Source organism: Paenibacillus sp. FSL M7-1414 (genome assembly GCF_038003195.1).
Taxonomy (GTDB): domain Bacteria; phylum Bacillota; class Bacilli; order Paenibacillales; family Paenibacillaceae; genus Paenibacillus; species Paenibacillus amylolyticus.
On the sequence record NZ_JBBOOS010000001.1, the window covers coordinates 1,149,779 to 1,167,701 of the forward strand.

At 46.7% G+C, this 17,923-nt stretch carries 16 protein-coding genes; 11 read left to right on the forward strand and 5 right to left on the reverse strand.

The annotated features are described in order from the left end of the window. Nucleotides 1-51: 51 nt before the first annotated feature. The 7 genes from MHH92_RS05175 (at nucleotide 52) to MHH92_RS05205 (ending at nucleotide 7,113) form a co-directional block, all read left to right on the forward strand. Nucleotides 52-1,347: a phosphoribosyltransferase family protein gene (locus tag MHH92_RS05175; protein WP_445744700.1), complete on the forward strand. Its 1,296-nt coding sequence runs from the start codon at nucleotides 52-54 to the stop codon at nucleotides 1,345-1,347. Next, nucleotides 1,344-2,495, forward strand: a complete 1,152-nt coding sequence (locus MHH92_RS05180; protein ID WP_340902425.1) for a cysteine protease StiP family protein — start codon at nucleotides 1,344-1,346, stop codon at nucleotides 2,493-2,495. Before MHH92_RS05175 ends, MHH92_RS05180 begins: the two co-directional genes overlap by 4 nt. Beyond that, the gene (locus MHH92_RS05185) at nucleotides 2,495-3,343 is read left to right on the forward strand and encodes a hydrolase (RefSeq protein WP_340907626.1); all 849 of its coding nucleotides are present in this window, start codon (nucleotides 2,495-2,497) and stop codon (nucleotides 3,341-3,343) included. The genes MHH92_RS05180 and MHH92_RS05185 overlap by 1 nt, the downstream gene beginning before the upstream one ends. Continuing rightward, nucleotides 3,344-4,393: an ATP-grasp domain-containing protein gene (locus tag MHH92_RS05190; protein ID WP_036606276.1), complete on the forward strand. Its 1,050-nt coding sequence runs from the start codon at nucleotides 3,344-3,346 to the stop codon at nucleotides 4,391-4,393. Nucleotides 4,394-4,540: 147 nt separating this feature from the next. Continuing rightward, complete coding sequence (locus MHH92_RS05195; protein WP_340902427.1) at nucleotides 4,541-5,293, forward strand: hypothetical protein; 753 nt, start codon at nucleotides 4,541-4,543, stop codon at nucleotides 5,291-5,293. A gap of 11 nt (nucleotides 5,294-5,304) precedes the next feature. Beyond that, on the forward strand, nucleotides 5,305-6,408 hold the full coding sequence (locus tag MHH92_RS05200) for a toxic anion resistance protein (protein ID WP_340902429.1): 1,104 nt from the start codon (nucleotides 5,305-5,307) through the stop codon (nucleotides 6,406-6,408). Nucleotides 6,409-6,546: 138 nt separating this feature from the next. After that, a complete protein-coding gene (locus MHH92_RS05205; protein ID WP_340902430.1) occupies nucleotides 6,547-7,113 on the forward strand; it encodes a hypothetical protein in 567 nt (188 codons plus the stop codon). Nucleotides 7,114-7,177: 64 nt separating this feature from the next. On the opposite strand, the gene MHH92_RS05210 is transcribed toward MHH92_RS05205, so the two are convergent. From MHH92_RS05210 to MHH92_RS05225, 4 genes are read right to left on the reverse strand one after another with little or no spacing between them, the layout of a single operon-like run. Next, nucleotides 7,178-7,840: a DUF2642 domain-containing protein gene (locus tag MHH92_RS05210; protein ID WP_340027373.1), complete on the reverse strand. Its 663-nt coding sequence runs from the start codon at nucleotides 7,838-7,840 to the stop codon at nucleotides 7,178-7,180. 13 nt (nucleotides 7,841-7,853) lie between these two features. Beyond that, on the reverse strand, nucleotides 7,854-9,200 hold the full coding sequence (locus MHH92_RS05215; RefSeq protein ID WP_340902432.1) for an arsenic transporter: 1,347 nt from the start codon (nucleotides 9,198-9,200) through the stop codon (nucleotides 7,854-7,856). After that, nucleotides 9,201-9,338 carry a hypothetical protein gene (locus tag MHH92_RS05220; RefSeq protein ID WP_161799422.1) on the reverse strand — a complete coding sequence of 46 codons (138 nt, stop codon included), beginning with the start codon at nucleotides 9,336-9,338 and terminating at the stop codon, nucleotides 9,201-9,203. Nucleotides 9,339-9,391: 53 nt separating this feature from the next. After that, the gene (locus MHH92_RS05225) at nucleotides 9,392-10,147 is read right to left on the reverse strand and encodes a hypothetical protein (RefSeq protein WP_340902433.1); all 756 of its coding nucleotides are present in this window, start codon (nucleotides 10,145-10,147) and stop codon (nucleotides 9,392-9,394) included. 344 nt (nucleotides 10,148-10,491) lie between these two features. Between MHH92_RS05225 and MHH92_RS05230 the strand changes: the two genes are divergently transcribed. The 4 genes from MHH92_RS05230 (at nucleotide 10,492) to MHH92_RS05245 (ending at nucleotide 16,027) form a co-directional block, all read left to right on the forward strand. Next, entirely contained in the window at nucleotides 10,492-11,544 is a 1,053-nt protein-coding gene (locus MHH92_RS05230) for a CotH kinase family protein (RefSeq protein ID WP_340902434.1), read from the forward strand. A 245-nt stretch (nucleotides 11,545-11,789) separates the two neighbouring features. Then, on the forward strand, nucleotides 11,790-13,598 hold the full coding sequence (locus tag MHH92_RS05235; RefSeq protein WP_340902435.1) for an ABC transporter ATP-binding protein: 1,809 nt from the start codon (nucleotides 11,790-11,792) through the stop codon (nucleotides 13,596-13,598). After that, nucleotides 13,579-15,417, forward strand: a complete 1,839-nt coding sequence (locus tag MHH92_RS05240; RefSeq protein WP_340902436.1) for an ABC transporter ATP-binding protein — start codon at nucleotides 13,579-13,581, stop codon at nucleotides 15,415-15,417. The genes MHH92_RS05235 and MHH92_RS05240 overlap by 20 nt, the downstream gene beginning before the upstream one ends. Nucleotides 15,418-15,691: 274 nt before the next feature. After that, nucleotides 15,692-16,027 (forward strand): hypothetical protein, encoded by a 336-nt coding sequence (locus MHH92_RS05245; protein WP_340902437.1) that lies wholly within the window; start codon nucleotides 15,692-15,694, stop codon nucleotides 16,025-16,027. 97 nt (nucleotides 16,028-16,124) lie between these two features. Here the strand turns inward: MHH92_RS05245 and MHH92_RS05250 are convergent, their stop codons facing one another. After that, nucleotides 16,125-17,729, reverse strand: coding sequence for a bifunctional metallophosphatase/5'-nucleotidase (locus tag MHH92_RS05250; protein WP_340902438.1), 1,605 nt, complete (start codon nucleotides 17,727-17,729; stop codon nucleotides 16,125-16,127). Nucleotides 17,730-17,923 lie beyond the last annotated feature (194 nt).

Sequence of the window (17,923 nt, forward strand, 5' to 3'; positions counted from 1 at the left end):
GTTCAGGTTACACATAACCCGCTGCAACTTCCACTAGAATCTCTATTTTCCATGGCTGCACGCATCAATAAGAAACGTTCATTTCTGTTTGTAAGCAAACTGCTGGGCAAGCACATCCCGGTTAACCCGTATACCTCGCTTCTGAGTGGCGCGGCATTGGCTGTTCTGTTATATGAGCACCTGACTGAAAAGACGGAAGAGACGAAAGTTCAGGTAGCCGAGTGGAAACGGGGAATGGTCGAGGGACTGATTGATCCCCAACAAGCCCGGCAAGTGTACAACATGCTGTTGCAAGAAAGCTTGAGTTTACCGGAAACGATTCGTTTTGTTGGTTTTGCCGAGACAGCGACAGCGCTGGGTCACAGCATGTACGAGATGTTTGCTGATCAAGCTTCCTATATTCACACCACTCGCGAATATGTTCCAGCGATGCATCCAGATATTCAATTTGAAGAAGAACATTCCCATGCGATGGCTCATCGTTGTTATGCGTTGGATCATGAAGCCTTTGCAGGAGAGGGCCCGATTGTTCTGGTGGACGACGAGATTACGACGGGCAAAACGACGTTGAATATCATTCGGGATATTCAGGCCAGATATCCTAGGAAGCAATATGTGATTGCTTCGCTGTTAGACTGGCGTACGGAAGCGGACGAGAATCGATTTGCCGAACTGGAAGCTGAACTTGGAATTACTATTACACCGTTAAGCCTGTTGAAGGGCCGTATTGAAGTGGTGGGTACTCCACAGTTGGAACCAACACTGCAAGATGAGCAGCTATCCCATCCTGCCGTAACGCTTCAGACCACTACCGTTGCCGATGCCTTCGATCAGCTGCACGCTACTTCGGAGGATGGGGAAGGTAAACGTAGCACAGCGAGCTACGTCCAGCATACGGGAAGGTTTGGTATGCAATCCCGTCATAATGGCGAATTGCGCCAGGAGATTAGTCGGATTGCAGAACGGCTTCGGACGCAGCGTACGGGAGAACGGACTTTGGTGATGGGAACAGGGGAGTTCATGTACATTCCGATGCGTATTGCTGCCGAGATGGGAGAAGGCGTGTTGTATCAATCCACTACCCGCAGTCCAATCCATACACATCCGGCTCCAGGATATGCTGTTCGTAGTGGTGCCGGATATGCCTCACCGGAAGACGCATCTGTTCGTAACTTTATCTATAACATCGCTCCGGGACAATATGATGAGATTTTTGTTCTGCTGGAGAGACAGATGTCCAAAGAACGAATGGAACCGATGTTGAAGGTACTGGGGCAGTTGGGGTGTGGACACATTCATATTGTATATTGCGGCTTGCCAGAGAAGACAGGGGACAAAGAGCAATGAACTTAACTACACTGGAGCTAATCAGACAACGTGAGATTCCGTCTCCCGAACCGATGGGCAGTTATGCTGCATCGGACGTTGTTTTCCTACTGAAGGATATCAGCCATGTGGATCTGGAAAAGGGAACGGGTGAACGGGAGCAGGCGATCCAATCCGGGGTTCATTATTCGGAGATGTTGCCCGTGGAATACCAGCCCACAGCAGAATACATCGAGCTGTTCCATCAGACGCTGGAACAATCCGCTGCAAGAATCGCGCGTCATACCGCCATTGTGGCTGAGAAGATTGTAGAGCGTAGGGGACTGAATCTGGTGCTGGTATCTCTGGCTCGAGCCGGAACACCTGTGGGCATCCTGATCAAACGTTATATTGAATTGAAATACAAAGTGACGATTCCGCATTATAGCATTTCTATTATCCGTGGCAAGGGTATGGACGAGAACGCAATTTTATATATTTTACAGCAGCATGGTCTGGAAACAGCTATTCAGTTTGTAGACGGTTGGACAGGCAAAGGGGCTATTCGCAAAGTGCTGAAAGAGTCCTGTGACCAAATGGAACGGACTTATGGCGTAAGTCTTGATGATGATCTTGCTGTATTGGCTGATCCGGGGCAATGTTCAGGAACTTTTGGGACAAGGGAAGATTATCTTATTCCTAGCGCTTGTCTGAATTCAACGGTATCGGGACTCGTGAGCCGTACAGTACTTCGCGATGATCTGATTGGGCCGGCAGATTTTCACGGAGCCAAATGGTATCGTGAATGGTCCTCTGCGGATGTGTCGACCCACTACGTGGATACCATCGCTCAGCATTTTCCGCAGATGATGAACCAAGCGGAGATTCGCTCGGATGACAATGCTACTGGTACTTCGGAAATCACCTGGAAAGGTTGGCAGGATATCGAGTCCATCCAGCAATCCTTTGGCATTGCGAACATTAATCTGATCAAACCTGGAATCGGAGAAACAACCCGGGTGTTATTGCGTCGGGTCCCCTGGAAAATTCTTGTCGATCGACTTGATAATCCGGATTTGCAACATATCATGATGCTCGCCAGAGACAGAAATGTGCCGGTTGAGGTATATCCGGGACTAACCTATTCCTGTTGCGGCATTATTCAATCCCTGGGAGGTGGAGGAGAATGATGATCTACGCAAGTGATCTGGACCAGACGCTGGTGTACTCCCGTCGTGCGCTCCGTATTCCCGAAGATACACCGGGACTTGTTCCCGCAGAGTGGATTAACGGCAAGTTGTCCGCTTTTATGTCAGCATATGCACTGGAGCGGTTGCAGTCTTTGCCACAAGACATTGTATTCATGCCTGTGACTACACGTACAGTTGAGCAGTATCGGCGCATTCACATTTTTCAGAGCGAATGTATTCCGAAATATGCGGTGACGAGTAATGGTGGCAACATCATTGTTGACGGTCAGGTAGACGATGAATGGAATCTGCATATTCGTTCTTTGCTTCGTCAGCAGGCAGCTACTCCCGAAGAGATCCTGAATTTATTTGACGATGTGCTGAGCCCGGAGTGGGTAATTAATCAGCGATTGTGTGATGAGCTGTTCTTTGCATTGCTAATCGAACGTGACAAGCTTCCAATGGAGCACATTGCGGAAAAGATTCGGGTGTTAGAGACGCTGGGATGGGAGAGTTCGATTCAGGGGCGGAAGCTCTATCTGGTGCCTTCGGCCGTGAACAAACGAGCTGCAGTGGAGCATGTTAGGCAACGCATTGGCGATGTGCCTGTGATTGCTTCGGGTGATTCCTTGCTGGATCGTTGTTTGCTGGACTTTGCGCACTACGCCATTGCTCCGTCTCACGGAGAGTTACATGTGGAGAGACAGCGTGTACCTGAGCAGGTACCGTATCAATTTACGGAACAATTCGGTGCTTTTGCAGCAGATGAGATTCTCGATTACGTTCACCGTATTCATAACGATCAACAGACCCAGATAGACCATGCCGAGATAAGGGAGACCGTATAAATGAAAAAAATGAAGATTTACTTCAACCGTTGGTTCTCTGTAACGTATCATTATATGAATGCGATTCGGGACAATGAGGACGGTATGGAATTTGAGATCTACGGTACTCATCCTGATCCTGGACATATGGCATTACAGGGCTGTGATGTTGCAGAAGTTGAACCGCGTCTAACGGGCCGGGAGTATGTTGATTTTTGCCTCGACTTTTGCCGTCGTCATCAGATTGATGTGTTTATTCCACGCTGGAACATGCTGGACATCAGCAGACATATCTCCCTGTTCGAAGAGATCGGTACACGGGTTATCGTATGCTCGGACACGGAATTGCTGGAACAATTGATGGAGAAAGACCGCTTCTATGAATCGGTGCGTGAGAAGGGCATTATGGAGATTCCGGATTATTTCACGGTCAGTAATGCTGCACAATTCCAGCAAGCCTATGAGGCGCTACGTGCACGTGGACACGATGTATGCTTCAAACCATGTAATGGTGAGGGTGGTATGGGATTCCGAGTGATTAATAATGAACGTGATCCGTTGCAAGAGTTGTTCGGATACGCGCTTAACTCCATTTCGTATGAAGATGCCCTGCGTGCGTTCTCTTCTGCTCCGTCCTTTCAAAATGTCATGGTGATGGAGGTACTGGAAGGATATGAATACAGCATTGATTGTCTTTCGGATCGCAATGGGAAACTTATAACGGCTATCCCGCGTAGAAAAGAAAGAGGACGTTTGCGCTTGCTCGAAGAAAACGAGGAATTGCTGGCGATTGCCCGCAATGTGGCAGAAGTATATCGGATTCCTTATAATTTTAATATACAGATGAAATATCGCAAGGATACACCGAAGCTGCTGGAGATTAATCCACGTATGTCGGGTGGGTTGCACATGTCTTGTCTGTCGGGCGTGAACTTCCCGTATCTGGCGGTCAAGTCTGCACTTGGCCATGATATTGGACCACTTCATCCGAAGTTTGGCATACTGGGAAGTCATATCGAACAGCCATTTATAATCGACGTTCAGAAGGTAAGCGGAGTACACCACGTCTAGCTGAGAATTTCCCTCAACATTGACACCTTCTGGATGGTTTTTTTACAATACGGATGAGAGGTTATTCAAAAAGTCCATCTTCTCGGTACTGAAAATCAGACTTTTTGAATATGCACTGTATGTGTTGTTAAGGCAGGAGGACAAGTAATGTTACGGAAAACGAAGATAGGTATAGGCGCATTGGTCGGTTATGGTCTCGCGGCGATCTCGAGTCCCTTTCTACCGGATGTCATCACGTGGGCAATTCCGGCACTGGCAACTGTGGTCGGGGGACTGATTCCTTCACGTTCCACGCCACGTACACAGGTCCAGGGTTCGTCATCAGCCCCTGTACCCATTACAGATATCGGAAATGAACCATCCCGCTTGAATGGTGGACAAGCACCGAGCACAGTGCCAACAGGGGCACGAGAAGCTTCTCTGGCAGAGCCCCAACCGAGCTCCACTCCCGCACAGCATGCGGGCACAGAACAAGCGAAGCCTTCCCGCACCGAACCAGATCCTGTATTTGATCCGGTGATTGAGTACCTGGAAGTTCTGGAGGACATGATCATCTCCGAAGGTCAGAAGAACGAGCTGGATAATGAGATCGTGGAGAAATCATTGGCGTTGTTTGCCCGTTTGCAGCGTGTGATTCCTTCCCTTCAGGAACTAAATAACGGAGATATCAACCATACGGTGCGCAGACTGATTTTGAAAGACCTGAACGGTTTTATTAATCCATTTTTACGTTTAAGTGGAGAAGCCAAACGCAACAATCGGCGTATGCTGCTGAATGGTCTTCGAGACGTGGATTCCAAGATATCGGATATTGTATCAACGATTGAACATAAAGACTTAATGGAGCTCCAGAACAAAGCGGAACTAATACATCAACGGTATAACAGCTCTGAATTATAGGAGGGATTGGCATGGCAACGGAATGGGCTCAGTTGAAGCAGGAAGATGAGCAACGGATTAACCAGGAAGCAACACAGCTTATTCAGAAAGTGTCCCAAAGTGATCCGGCTCATCTGGATACCTTAATGGATGATATTGGCAAGTTGGGCGTGAAAACACAAGAGAGAGCAGGACAGACTCTCAAGTTGCTTGATCGCCCAGTCAATGAATTGATGTCCGGGAACCGGGCAGAGGTATCAACCATGATCCTGAAGCTCCGTGATGAATGTGAGAGTTTGCAGCAGAGTAAAAATGTGAGTTTTGTCGGGAAGTTGTTACGTAAAAGCCCGCTGAAAAACTATGTATACCGTTATCAATCTGTTCGCACGAACATTGATGCGATCATTAACGGGTTGCGGGACGGCAAGGACAACCTGGAAGAAAGCATCGTAAATATGCGCCAATTGAAACGTTCCTCCATTCAGGAGATCTACAATCTGCAGACCAAAATCTCTTTTGGTAATCAATTGAAAGCATTGTTCGAAACCGAGATTGCCAAGCCTGAGAACGAGAATCGTAAAGCACATCTGGAGCGTGGGTTGCGCAAAGTGGTAACACGTACCCAATCCATGACAGAGATGATCATGCTGTACAATCAGGCAATCGCAGCTACCGACATCATTAATGATAACAATGACAAGCTGATTGATTCCGTTAATAATGCCATTGATAAAACAGCGAATTTGATCACCGTTTCGGCCATGATTGCGATGGCTCTTAATGATCAGGAGAAGGTCATTTCTGCTGTGGAAGCTACGAATAAGACGATTGAAGATCAATTCAAGGAGAACGCCAGATTGTTGAAGACAACAACAGAGAAAACAAATGAACTGTTGTCCAAACCTGCGATGTCCCTTGAAGCAGTCAATCAGGCGATGGGTGATCTGATGTCTGCACTGGATCTGTCCGAGCAGTCCAATCGCCGGATCATCGAGAGCTGTAATGACTATACCAACAAGATGACAACCCTTAACGCCAAAATGAGCGATCGACTGGGTCTGGAAGGGCCGAAGGCTGCTGCCATTCCGGAGAAAAACAAACCGGATTCCAGTGCATTAGGATCTTTCCTGGATTAGGGTAGGACTCGCTGCATATCGTATCGAGATTGCTACATGGTTTTATTTTCTACGAGGGACGCCGAGTGCGTCTCTTTGTTTCATTTATTTGATAGAATAAAGCTAAAATCTGGGGTTACACGAAGGAGCTTGCTGAACATGCTGGACTTTTCATTTGAGATTATTGATGAGACCAAGATTAATATTCAATACAAATATGGCAGTGAGTTCTTTAACTTTAACCTGTATTATGCAAACGGGGAGTGGACGCTGCATCCTTTTGACGGCATACTGATCCAAAACCGTGAAATGTGCAGTCTGATTGTATCGGAGCTGCTCCGTAACAAAGATTTTCATGTCATGTTGGCTAAAGAGAAAATCATCTTATCCCAATTACGTACCAGTGTTAACCTCCAGTCCAATGAGTCGGATGAATGGGTAGCAGATCGGAGAAACGCAGATTATTCCAGTCCTGATGATGAGTTGATGGATTACATAGGGAACCACAGTTTCGAAGACATATTACAGCTTGAGCAAGAACAGATTGAGGCCAGAGTGCAATTCTTCCAACAGATCATTCAGAGAATGTTTATGGAGGGGCTTGGACCGGAAGATGCTGATTTTATCAAAGTTCAGGCCGTGATTCGGATATATAAGGAGACATACGATCGTCTTGGTGAGTTGAATGATCATAATAGGGGTGATCGTGGACGCAGAAGATGGTAGGATGTAAAGGTGAAAAAAAGGTTCATCAGCCATAGGCAGATGAACCTTTTTGTTCTTCTGATATTCAAGGGAGATGAATGGTTTGGATATGATCGGTATGCATAATTAAAGAAGTCCCATCCGCTTCTACCAACGCAAGCAAGTGGCTGTCTGCATTTTTCAATAACCCTGCTCGGTAAGGTTTGCAACCGAGGTTGAGTACAACAAGTTCACCTATCATTTTATGAAGTTGCTGATCGAGTGTACGGGAGAGTGACATGGACGAAGGTTGCATAGGGAAATGTTGCTTACTAAGAGAATAAGGTGTGCTGTTAGTAGGGGAAGGAATAATATATTTCAGATGATTAATGGAAACATAGATAGAATGATATAACGGAGAGTAGAACATAAAGTAGTCATTCATAATATTTGTAATATAACCATGCAATGTTTTCCCTCCGATGGAGATTTCACTGAAACGTCCACGGGCGTTCATCAGCATTTTGCGGTAAGAGATGTTGGTGTGATCCATCTCGGGGTCAGGTGTTGGCAAAACTATACTTGAATCATCTGCCGTATTGACATGCATGGATTGAACATGATGAAGTGGAATATACACAAATCGCTGATTTCCATAGACTACAATCAGATCCTGACCTACATCAACGATTTCACCCTGGATCGGTAGTTTACAGCCAGACAGCTCCAATTCGACGGATTTACCCAGCCAATGCGTAAGAAGTTCCACAGTATTCCTCCTCTCAATAGAGAATAGATGTCCAAATATATAGTGAAATTAGGCTAACAATTAGACTTATTGGTATCACAATAAAGGTAACTTTCATATACTGTTTCCAGGAGATTCGAATATGATGGGTCTTTAATATATACATCCAAATTAACGTTGCCAAGGTGCCAATAGGCGTCAGCAAGGCTCCGATATCACTTCCCAGAATGTTGGCAAGATACGCAAGATGCAGTTGAGATTCACTTAGTGGAAGATCTGTAACAGCAAAGGTCCCAATCATGACGGAGGGCAAATTGTTGAATAGATTGGAAAGCAGAGTGAGCATTAACCCCGACACAGCAATGATGCTGGCATTTCCTCCTTCTATTATAGGTTTCATCCACTGAATGATCGATGCGGTCATGCCTGCTCGGTGAAGACTATCCACAATAACATAAATGCTGAAGGCAAAGAGTAGAATGTGCCAGGGCGTTTGTGTTATCACATCTTTGAGTCCAGTCCGGGTGCGATACCAACGCACAGCGAGCATGAGAATAACACCAGTGATTGCAACTACCTCCATACGTATACCGACTTGCTCAGCTAGAAAATATCCTGCACGGATAAATACAACGATACCAATACAGACACGGAACAGCCACCAGTCTACTTTATTCTCGGGTTCAGTTGTCTGCAGCGGATGATATCCTGAACCTGATGAAGACTGCAGGGATACAGGGAAATGATGAATAACTTTGGGAATACTTCTGCGAAAATAATAGAATAGCAGTACAGTCATCACCATGATCGCAAGCATGGATGGCACAAACATCATCTGAGTATAAGTATTCAGATTTAAGCCAACCATTTGCAAAGCAATCAGATTAGCCAGATTACTAAGTCCGATTGGCGCACTGGAAGCCGTAGCGATTAGAGCACCGGAGATCAGGTAGGGTAACTGTTGATGCATTTTCAGACGAAGTATAGAACAGATTCGAATAATGATCGGAGTTGTGATCAGAATACTACCATCATTGTTGAAGAAGATGGTCATGAGAAAACAAAGTAATAGAATTAGCCAGAACAATCGAAAGCCAGAACCTCTTGCTTTCTCAATCATATTCAAAGCGATCCAGCGAAAAAAACCGATGCTATCTAAAATAATCGACATGACAATGGTAGAGAGGATTGTTACGGCTGCACCAGATACGATCCCGAAGATTCCAACTATGTGAGCATAGCTGCTCACTCCAGTTAAAATAAGAAGAAGGGCGCCAAGCGAGGTGGGTATAGATTCATTCAATCCGCCAGGACGCCACATCAGGAAAATGACAGTGATGATAAAGACCCCGAAGGTTAACCACAACTGGTAGTCAGGCATTTACTGTGATTCACCTCCCAGGGGGAGAAGTCCTGACGAAGCCTGAAGCAGATGTTCATGGGATGGAGTGGGCCTTCCGGGTGCAACGATCCAGTAAAAAGGCACACCAATCAAGACTAATGCGACGAAGATCAACATGATAATTCCCCCCTTTAAGCTGGTAGATAACTTAAGTTGTCAGTTTATTTTATTTACTTCTTTTTATTGCCGGATTTGTTACCACGGGATTGACTGCCTTGGTTGCCTTGATTGCCACGCGACTTGTTGCCACCTGATTTATTGCCTTGAGATTGGTTGCCTTGAACTCGTTGCCCCTGAGAACGATTGCCTTGATTGCTTCGAGATTTATTGCCGCCGGACTTATTCCCCTGAGCTTGGTTGCCTTGAGCTGCTTGGTTCCCTTGAGAACGATTGCCACGCGACTGGTTGCCTTGAGCCGCCTGATTACCTTGGGCTGCTTGGTTCCCTTGACTTTTATTATTACTGCTATTGTTGTTGTTGTTGTTGTTGTTGTTGTTGTTGTTCCCACCACCACGTACGAGGGATACGGATTTCACATGTTGCATCGGAATACGAACAATCTCCTGATTTTTCAAAGTCATGATCAATTGGTTCTGGTTGGCATCGGCCAGGATGCCTTCCACTTTTTCAGGTCCTCCCCGGTTAATCTGAACATGGCGAAAGCGGAGTGCTTGCATAACGCCCAAAAACGTGTTGGAAGGAATAGGATTCCCCATGGTTGCATTTCGGTTACCACCGGAACGGCCTGTATCTGTTATGCTTTTGACATGTGATTCATTAACGTAGACAATCCCTTCTTTGCAGTTCATTGCCATGTAGTCCCAGCGTACGTCCGTAAGTGTACCTTGAATTGAATCAGGTCCTCCCCGGTTAATCTTAATCTCTCTTCCCAACAAACCTCTTATTCCTTGACCATTCATAGACATTGTGTTTGACCCCTTCCATGATATAAGTTCAGATGGACAGAAATGGTGGATGTAATTATGATCCCTTCCATTCGTCATTCGTGTCTGTCTGTAGTTTAAGCATATGTGACATGCTTCTTGGAGGGACTAGCCAGTTAACTATATTTATACCATTTCGGCTATAATCTATGAAAATGATGTAAATTTATAGATTAATAACTCGGTTATTCCGCGTTATGACAAGTGAATTTGGATGTGATAAGTATCAGGACTGTGCATTCGCCCGTACGACTTTCTGTGCATCTGCATAGGATGATGTAAGAGCCTACGGGCGAATCTTACAGGTATTCGAAAGGCGGATGGAAATGGCTCTACCTGTCTACCATATCAGCTTGTCTCCAACCGAATATCAACAGTTAACGTCCAATATATGGTCAGAGACGTTTGTGAACAGCACGATGCAGATGGACGGCAAGCCGTTTCCGATCCGGCTTCGATACCGTGGAGGACATACACGCGGTTATCCCAAAAAATCATTTGAGATTCGTACATCCAGCCGGACGTATCATTTTAATGCGGAGTATGATGATCCTTCGTTGTTGCGTAATGCACTTTCTTTTCGTTTTTTTGAGTCGATTCGTGTACCCGCACCGTCTACACAACACTGCGTACTCTATCTGAATGGGCAGCTTCTGGGTGTATACCTGAGGATCGAAGGGGTGAAATCCTTCTTTTTTCGCCAACGGAAAATCCCTGTGCGCAGTATCTTCTATGCGGTGAATGATCATGCTGGTTTTATGATAAATTCGAATTCCTCTTCAACAAGTACCGATCTATTGTCCGGATACAGCTTAATTCGTGGCAAAGATGTGGATCGCACAAGGCTACGTAACTTTATTCAGCAGTTGAACACAAAGTCCAGGCTGGAATTGTTTCGTTTTTTACAGTCGAGGGTGGATACAGACAATTATTTACGCTGGTTAAGTGGAGCTGTGCTTACAGGGAACTTCGATGGATTTCATCAGAATTACACATGGTATGAGAAAATCAAAAGCGGAAAATATGGCATCCTGCCTTGGGATTATGAGGGTACTTGGGGGAGGAACTGTTATGGAACACGAGTTGATTCCAATCTTGTTCGTATTCAGGGGTATAACAGACTTACCGGACGATTGCTGGCATTCCGCAGTTTCCGTCAACAATATAAAAAGCTGATGCGGCAGCATCTGATGAATGCTTTTACAGAGAAGCGAATTATGCCTTTAGTCCATCGATTGCACAATGAGATTCGTGAAGATGTCAACAAAGATCCTTACATGAAATGGCCCATGGATGTATTTGCAGGTGAACCGGAAAGAATTCGCGAATATGTGGTGAAACGTCGGGAGTATCTAAGTGAAAAACTACATCAGCTGTAAGCACTTAACTAGCGTGGGGAAGGGAGACCTTCCTTTTTTTACTGCCAAAATGAAGAGAAGTTTATTGTATTGGGAAAAGTAGGGTAATAAGAATAGAAGCGGCATTGTAAAATACGCTATAATAACCATATGTGTACATAGAAATGATTACATATTGGACGCTGTGGAGAAAACAACATGTCTAATGGAGGCTCTGAGCTGGAACGTGTTATCGGTTTAGGGTGCTCCGAGCCGGAGGAATGCTTATGATCAAGCTGTTGTACTACTTGAAGAAGTACCGAGTTGCCGCGATTGCAGCCCTGGTCATGATGTTAATTGAGCTTGCGGTGGAGCTGGCTCAGCCTTATCTGATCTCCAAGATCATCGATAACGGGATTCAGCAGGGAGACCTTTCTGTCGTCTGGTTGTGGGGCGGTGTGCTGGTTGCTAGTGCTGTTGTGGCTTTTGCTGCCGGAATTGCGAGTTCGTTCTTTGCATCCCATGCAAGTCTGGGGTTCGGATACGATCTGCGGGAGAAGTTGTATGAGAAAGTGCAAACGTTCTCTTATGCCGTCTTTAACCGGTTCGCGACATCGTCCCTGATTACCCGATTAACGGGGGATGTGACCCAGGTTCAGGACACCGTCTTCATGAGTCTGCGCTTCATGACACGTGTGCCCCTGGTGGTGATTGGTAGCATGATTATGGCAGTGATCGTGAACCCGAGGTTGGGTCTGCTGCTGGTTGTCATGGTGCCTGTACTGCTCATTGTTGTGGTGTGGATGATCAAAAAGGCAGCGCTGCTGTTCCGCAATGTGCAGCGCAGACTGGATGCCGTCAATGGAGTCATCCAGGAGAATCTGACAGGCATTCGGCTGATCCGTGTTTTCGTACGGATGGGCCATGAGATTGAACGCTTTGCCGGATTCAGCGGCAAGCTGATGAAAGGCACAATCTCCGCGCTGCGCCTGACGGAGACCACGATGCCGTTCATGCTGCTTATGATGAATGTTTGTATCATCGCCGTGTTATGGTTTGGACGAGTCGACATTGCCTCCGGTAATGCAACCGTGGGTGAAGTGGTCGCCGTCATTAACTATCTGCTTCGCACCATTGGTGCCATGTCTGCGTTGTCATGGATTCTGGTAACCTTCTCCAGAGCAAGCGCTTCGGCGCAACGGCTGAATGAAGTGTTTAATACGGAGGACACGTCGGAGACTGAACAGACGAAGTCGTTATCAACGTCTGCACCATCTGCTGGATCTATGAAATCTTCGCATTTTCCGCAATCTGTATACCCGGCGAAGAAACAGCGCGCTGTGCAGGGAGCGGTTGAATTCCGCAGTGTAGGCTTCAGTTATCCCAATAGTGAAATTACAGTACTGGATAACATCACATTCACGGCAAAAGCGGGGGAGCGCATTGCCATTATGGGAGCAACAGGCTCAGGCAAATCCTCGCTGGTACAGCTCATTCCGCGTTTATACACAGAGGATCAAGGAAAGGTACGGATTGATGGTGCCGATGCATCAGAGCTGGATCTGTCCATGCTGCGTGGTGCGATTGGTTATGTGCCTCAAGAGGTTGTCCTGTTTACCGGTTCCATACGGGAGAATATTGCCTGGGGTCAGGAAGATGCTACCTTGGATGAGATCGTGGAAGCCGCAAAGCGTGCGCAGATCCATGAAACAATTGAGAATTTACCAAACGGTTATGATACATTGCTGGGTCAACGGGGAGTGAATCTCTCCGGTGGACAGAAGCAGCGACTTTCCATTGCACGAGCACTGGTACGTAGACCAAGAATTCTGATTCTGGACGATAGCACAAGTGCGCTGGATGTGGCTACAGAAGGCAGACTGCTCGATGCGCTGGAGGAATTGTCGTGTACCACGTTTATCATCACCCAGAAGATCAGTTCAACCACTTCGGCGGACCTGATTCTGCTGCTTGATGATGGACAACTCATTGGACAGGGAAAACATGAAGACCTGATGGAATCGTCAGAGCTGTATCGTCGAATCCATGAATCACAATACGGGGAGGGTGCACAGCATGTTCAAAGCATTCATTGAGCCTTTCCGTCAGCCGCCACCGCCGATTGATCCGGAGACGTTACGATCAGGTGGTGGTCGCAAACCCAAGGCACGGGCGAAGAACTGGTCAGGTACGCTAGGTCGTATCTGGACCTATCTGGCACGTCGCAAGGTTAAGCTGTCCATGGTACTGTTGATGGTGTTTGCCAGCTCCGCGCTCGCTTTGCTTGGCCCTTACATGGTAGGGGTGGCCGTGGATGATTTCATCGCGGGGGAAGGCGGGGCAAGCTGGACTCGGTTTCTGATTGGATTAACCGCAGTGTATGTCTTGTTCTCTCTTACATCCTGGTTACAAAATATATGGATGATCGAAATTGCACAGGAAACCGTGTTCCGCATGCGGTATGATCTGTTCTCCCATCTGCACAAATTACCGATTCCATTCTTCGGTAAACGCCAGCAGGGGGAGATTATGAGCCGGGTGACCAATGATATCGAGAATGTCAGCGGTACATTGAACAGCTCGGCGATCCAGATTTTTTCGAGTGTATTAACACTGCTCGGAACGTTTGGGGTTATGCTCTGGCTCAGTCCGCTACTGACCCTGCTTACCTTTATCGTTGTGCCTCTGATGGCCATCGGCATGCGTTGGATTACGCGCAGAACGGGACCGCTCTTCAAGGAGCGGCAGCGCAATCTCGGTGAACTTAACGGTTACATCGAAGAGACTTTATCCGGGCAGCGGATCATTAAGGCATTCTCCCAAGAGGAGCGAGTGATTCGCGGTTTTGAGGAACGGAATACCCGCATCCGGATTTCCGGTTTCTGGGCACAGACGATCTCTGGTTTTATCCCGAAACTGATGAATGGATTGAATAACCTGAGCTTTGCGATTGTGGCGGGCATCGGTGGTATTCTGGCGATTCAGGGTTCGGTTACAGTCGGGGTGATTATTATCTTTGTGGAATATGCCCGTCAATTCACTCGTCCGCTGAATGATCTGGCGAACCAGTGGAATACGTTATTGTCCGCGATTGCGGGGGCTGAGCGCGTATTCGAGGTGCTGGACGAAGATGAGGAAGCGAAGGATGAAGGGGCAGCGATATCTCTGGACAAGGTAGAGGGAGCCGTTCGCTTTGACAAAGTATCCTTTGGATACGATGAAGGACGTAACATTTTGCATGAGATCAGCTTTGAAGCCAAACCGGGGGAGATGATTGCCCTTGTGGGTCCGACCGGAGCGGGGAAAACAACATTAATTCAGCTGCTATCCCGTTTCTATGATCCAACAGGTGGCACATTAACGGTAGATGGTCGCGATATGACCACCATTCGGCGTGAGAATCTGCGGTCACATATGGCATTTGTACTACAAGATTCATTTCTGTTTCAGGGCACGATTCGGGAAAATATTCGGTTTGGCCGTCTGGACGCGACGGATGAAGAGGTGGAAGCAGCCTCCCGGCTGGCGAATGCCCATTCCTTCATTGTGCGAATGAAGGATGGATACGACAAAGTGCTCCAGGCCGATGGGAGCGGCATTAGTCAGGGGCAGAAGCAACTACTCGCCATTGCCCGGGCAATCTTGGCAGATCCATCCATACTTGTACTGGACGAAGCGACGAGCAGTATTGATACTGTTACGGAGATTAAAATCCAGGAAGGGTTGCAACGCCTGATGCAAGGTCGTACCAGCTTTGTTATTGCCCACAGGCTGAACACGATCCGTCAGGCCGACCGAATTCTGGTGCTGAAGGATGGGCATCTGTTGGAGCAAGGCTCGCATGATGCGTTGCTGGAACAAGGGGGTTTCTACAGCGAGCTGTATTACAGTCAGCTGCGTAAAAAGGCGCAATAGTCATTTTGTATAATATGGGACATGTATTAGAAAACTTGTAGGTATGTAAAATGAGCAGGGATGAGGGCACGATGCTCCTCACTTCTGCTCTTTTTGCATATTTTATTGAATAAGCGTGGGATATGGAACTGTGATTGTATGTTAAAATAAGGATATATTGGAATAGGTCCGTTTTTGGACGGTTGCCAGCGGTTTTGAAGCATGAGAATGAATTTTTACACGTATGCCTGTAGTCAGTCATGTGATGCATTAAAAGAGAGGAGGGCAATGCGGAATGGAATTCAAATTTGGGAATGTTGCTATTCTTCTACCCCCTGTTCACATTATTATTATCGCAATCATTATTATTTTCATTCTAGTAAGGTGGAGCAAGCAGTTAGAAACAAGACGTTTTACGGTTTTCTTTTACTTTTTGATTAGTACGTTCATTACGCCAATTTATTCTCAAAGTACAACAAATGGTGTCTTTGAGCTATGGATCCCCGCAGGGTTTATTTTGGTTTTCTTTTATTTGATTCGTAGCGAAAGAAATCATCCATCTAAAATGAAAGCGAGTATCTTAGGATTTTCAATAGCATTATATCAGTTAATCCTTCAATATGTCGGATGAAGGGACAGGACAGGATAGGATAATTCAACAAGAACAAGTAAGCAATAGGTTGAAAACAAAAGAGCAGATCCTGATCACAGGACCTGCTCTTTCTCATTTAACTTCCAATAACTTTCCAGTTATTAGCCTGCTCCACCGTTAACGGCTGGTGTCTGCGGATGTAATCTTCCACCAGTGCGGCCATGTCCGTGGCACCTTCGTGCAGTACCTTTTTGCCCGGATACATTGCATAATCCCCGCCGCCAGCAGCACGGTAGCTGTTCATCACCACAGAGTACATGCCATTCATGTCCATTGGCTTGCCTTCATGTTCCAACTTCACAACTCGACTGCCAACAGGTTGGGAGATATCCAGCTCGTATTCCATGCCAGCCCACATATCGTAATTATAATGTTGGGGTTTGGGTTCCATATAAGCCGGATTAACTGCCACCTCACCAGAAGCATTCACTTCAAAGTAACGTGCCGTTTGTTCCAGTGCCTCCCGGATATCCTGACCACTCAACTCCAGCACCGTCAGAGTATTAGGATAGATGAAGTTGGATAACACGTCCCGAACGGTGATGTGACTCCCGAAACCGCGAGCTTCTTCACTCAGCATGGCGGTATTGGAGAGCTGCGCTCCAGTCGCTTCCATCTGCACTTGATGTACAAAAGCAATGAATGGATGTGCCTTGAGTCGCAGAGCCGTAGCATTGGTGATGGATAAATCCCCAGCCACCTCGCCAATGGGTTGATCAAGCCATGCTTGTGCCTCGATTTCTACCTCATCTGTAAGTTTCAAGACCGTAGCATCAGGCTTAATTTCACTATGTTCATCCAGAAGTAACAACCGAGCCTTCTTATCTGTAATCTGCCATTTCCCGCCTGATGATTGTTCCAACTGAATGGATACATGTCCTGCACCATTTCCACTGAATCCCGGCTGAATGACGGTTACACCATGAATATTAGCGGTAAGCTGACGATGCTGATGTCCGGTAAGCAACACATCGATGCCTTCGATGTCCCGACAGATGGCATAGCCTTGATTTTCTCCAGTTAACCGTTCGGCGGGCTCGCCTGTCTCCAGATCACTCTCAAATCCGCCGTGATAACTGACAACCATTACATCTGGTTGTTCATGCTCATGGATATAGCTAACCCATGCATGAATCGTCTCCAAGGCATCAAGGAACTGTAACCCCTCAATATTTTTTGGATGCTCCCAGTTTGGGATGTAGTGCGTAGTTGCGCCCAACAGGGCAATTTTCACACCCGTAGACAATGTTTTGATTAGATACGGAGGACCGAAGGCAGGTACGTCTGGTTGCTCATCTTTTACAATATTGGCAGACAGCCAGGGGAAATTGGAAGCTTCAACTGCTCCGCGCAACAGATTCTGACCATAGTTAAACTCGTGATTGCCCATCACCGCAGCATCATAACCGAGTTCATTCAGTACTGTTATGAATGGATGCACTTCGTTTTTGGATACCTGTGAAGCTGCATAGGAGGCCAAGGGTGATCCTTGCAGCAGATCCCCGTTATCCACCAGCATCAATTCAGGTGCACGTTCACGTTCCTTACGAATCAGGGAAGCCAGCAGGGCAAGTCCAGCCGGGCGGTAGGCATTGGTATTGTAATGAATGGGACGGATGGCCCCGTGCAGATCACTGGTATACAGAATATCGAAGCTTGCCGTATGGTTTATGGATGTCATTTTACAATCTCCTCTAATATATAAGTTCAGATATATGGAATTACCATAAAACGGAGAAGACAGAATAGGCTGAAGAACCGAAGTATATGCCGTTATCTCCGATGTTCTTCCTATATCTTCAACCATAATGAGCCTATTCTAACAGATACAAGTCCTGCTGACAGCCTGACAGGAAACTTTACAAAACTCCAAAT

Bases quoted from the DNA above. Each gene is read 5' to 3' on its own strand.
- MHH92_RS05175 (WP_445744700.1), top strand. From the start codon at position 52: ATGGCTGCACGCATCAATAAGAAACGTTCATTTCTGTTTGTAAGCAAA.
- MHH92_RS05180 (WP_340902425.1), top strand. From the start codon at position 1,344: ATGAACTTAACTACACTGGAGCTAATCAGACAACGTGAGATTCCGTCT.
- MHH92_RS05185 (WP_340907626.1), top strand. From the start codon at position 2,495: ATGATCTACGCAAGTGATCTGGACCAGACGCTGGTGTACTCCCGTCGT.
- MHH92_RS05190 (WP_036606276.1), top strand. From the start codon at position 3,344: ATGAAAAAAATGAAGATTTACTTCAACCGTTGGTTCTCTGTAACGTAT.
- MHH92_RS05195 (WP_340902427.1), top strand. From the start codon at position 4,541: ATGTTACGGAAAACGAAGATAGGTATAGGCGCATTGGTCGGTTATGGT.
- MHH92_RS05200 (WP_340902429.1), top strand. From the start codon at position 5,305: ATGGCAACGGAATGGGCTCAGTTGAAGCAGGAAGATGAGCAACGGATT.
- MHH92_RS05205 (WP_340902430.1), top strand. From the start codon at position 6,547: ATGCTGGACTTTTCATTTGAGATTATTGATGAGACCAAGATTAATATT.
- MHH92_RS05215 (WP_340902432.1), bottom strand. From the start codon at position 9,200: ATGCCTGACTACCAGTTGTGGTTAACCTTCGGGGTCTTTATCATCACT.
- MHH92_RS05220 (WP_161799422.1), bottom strand. From the start codon at position 9,338: ATGTTGATCTTCGTCGCATTAGTCTTGATTGGTGTGCCTTTTTACTGG.
- MHH92_RS05225 (WP_340902433.1), bottom strand. From the start codon at position 10,147: ATGTCTATGAATGGTCAAGGAATAAGAGGTTTGTTGGGAAGAGAGATT.
- MHH92_RS05230 (WP_340902434.1), top strand. From the start codon at position 10,492: ATGGCTCTACCTGTCTACCATATCAGCTTGTCTCCAACCGAATATCAA.
- MHH92_RS05235 (WP_340902435.1), top strand. From the start codon at position 11,790: ATGATCAAGCTGTTGTACTACTTGAAGAAGTACCGAGTTGCCGCGATT.
- MHH92_RS05240 (WP_340902436.1), top strand. From the start codon at position 13,579: ATGTTCAAAGCATTCATTGAGCCTTTCCGTCAGCCGCCACCGCCGATT.
- MHH92_RS05245 (WP_340902437.1), top strand. From the start codon at position 15,692: ATGGAATTCAAATTTGGGAATGTTGCTATTCTTCTACCCCCTGTTCAC.
- MHH92_RS05250 (WP_340902438.1), bottom strand. From the start codon at position 17,729: ATGACATCCATAAACCATACGGCAAGCTTCGATATTCTGTATACCAGT.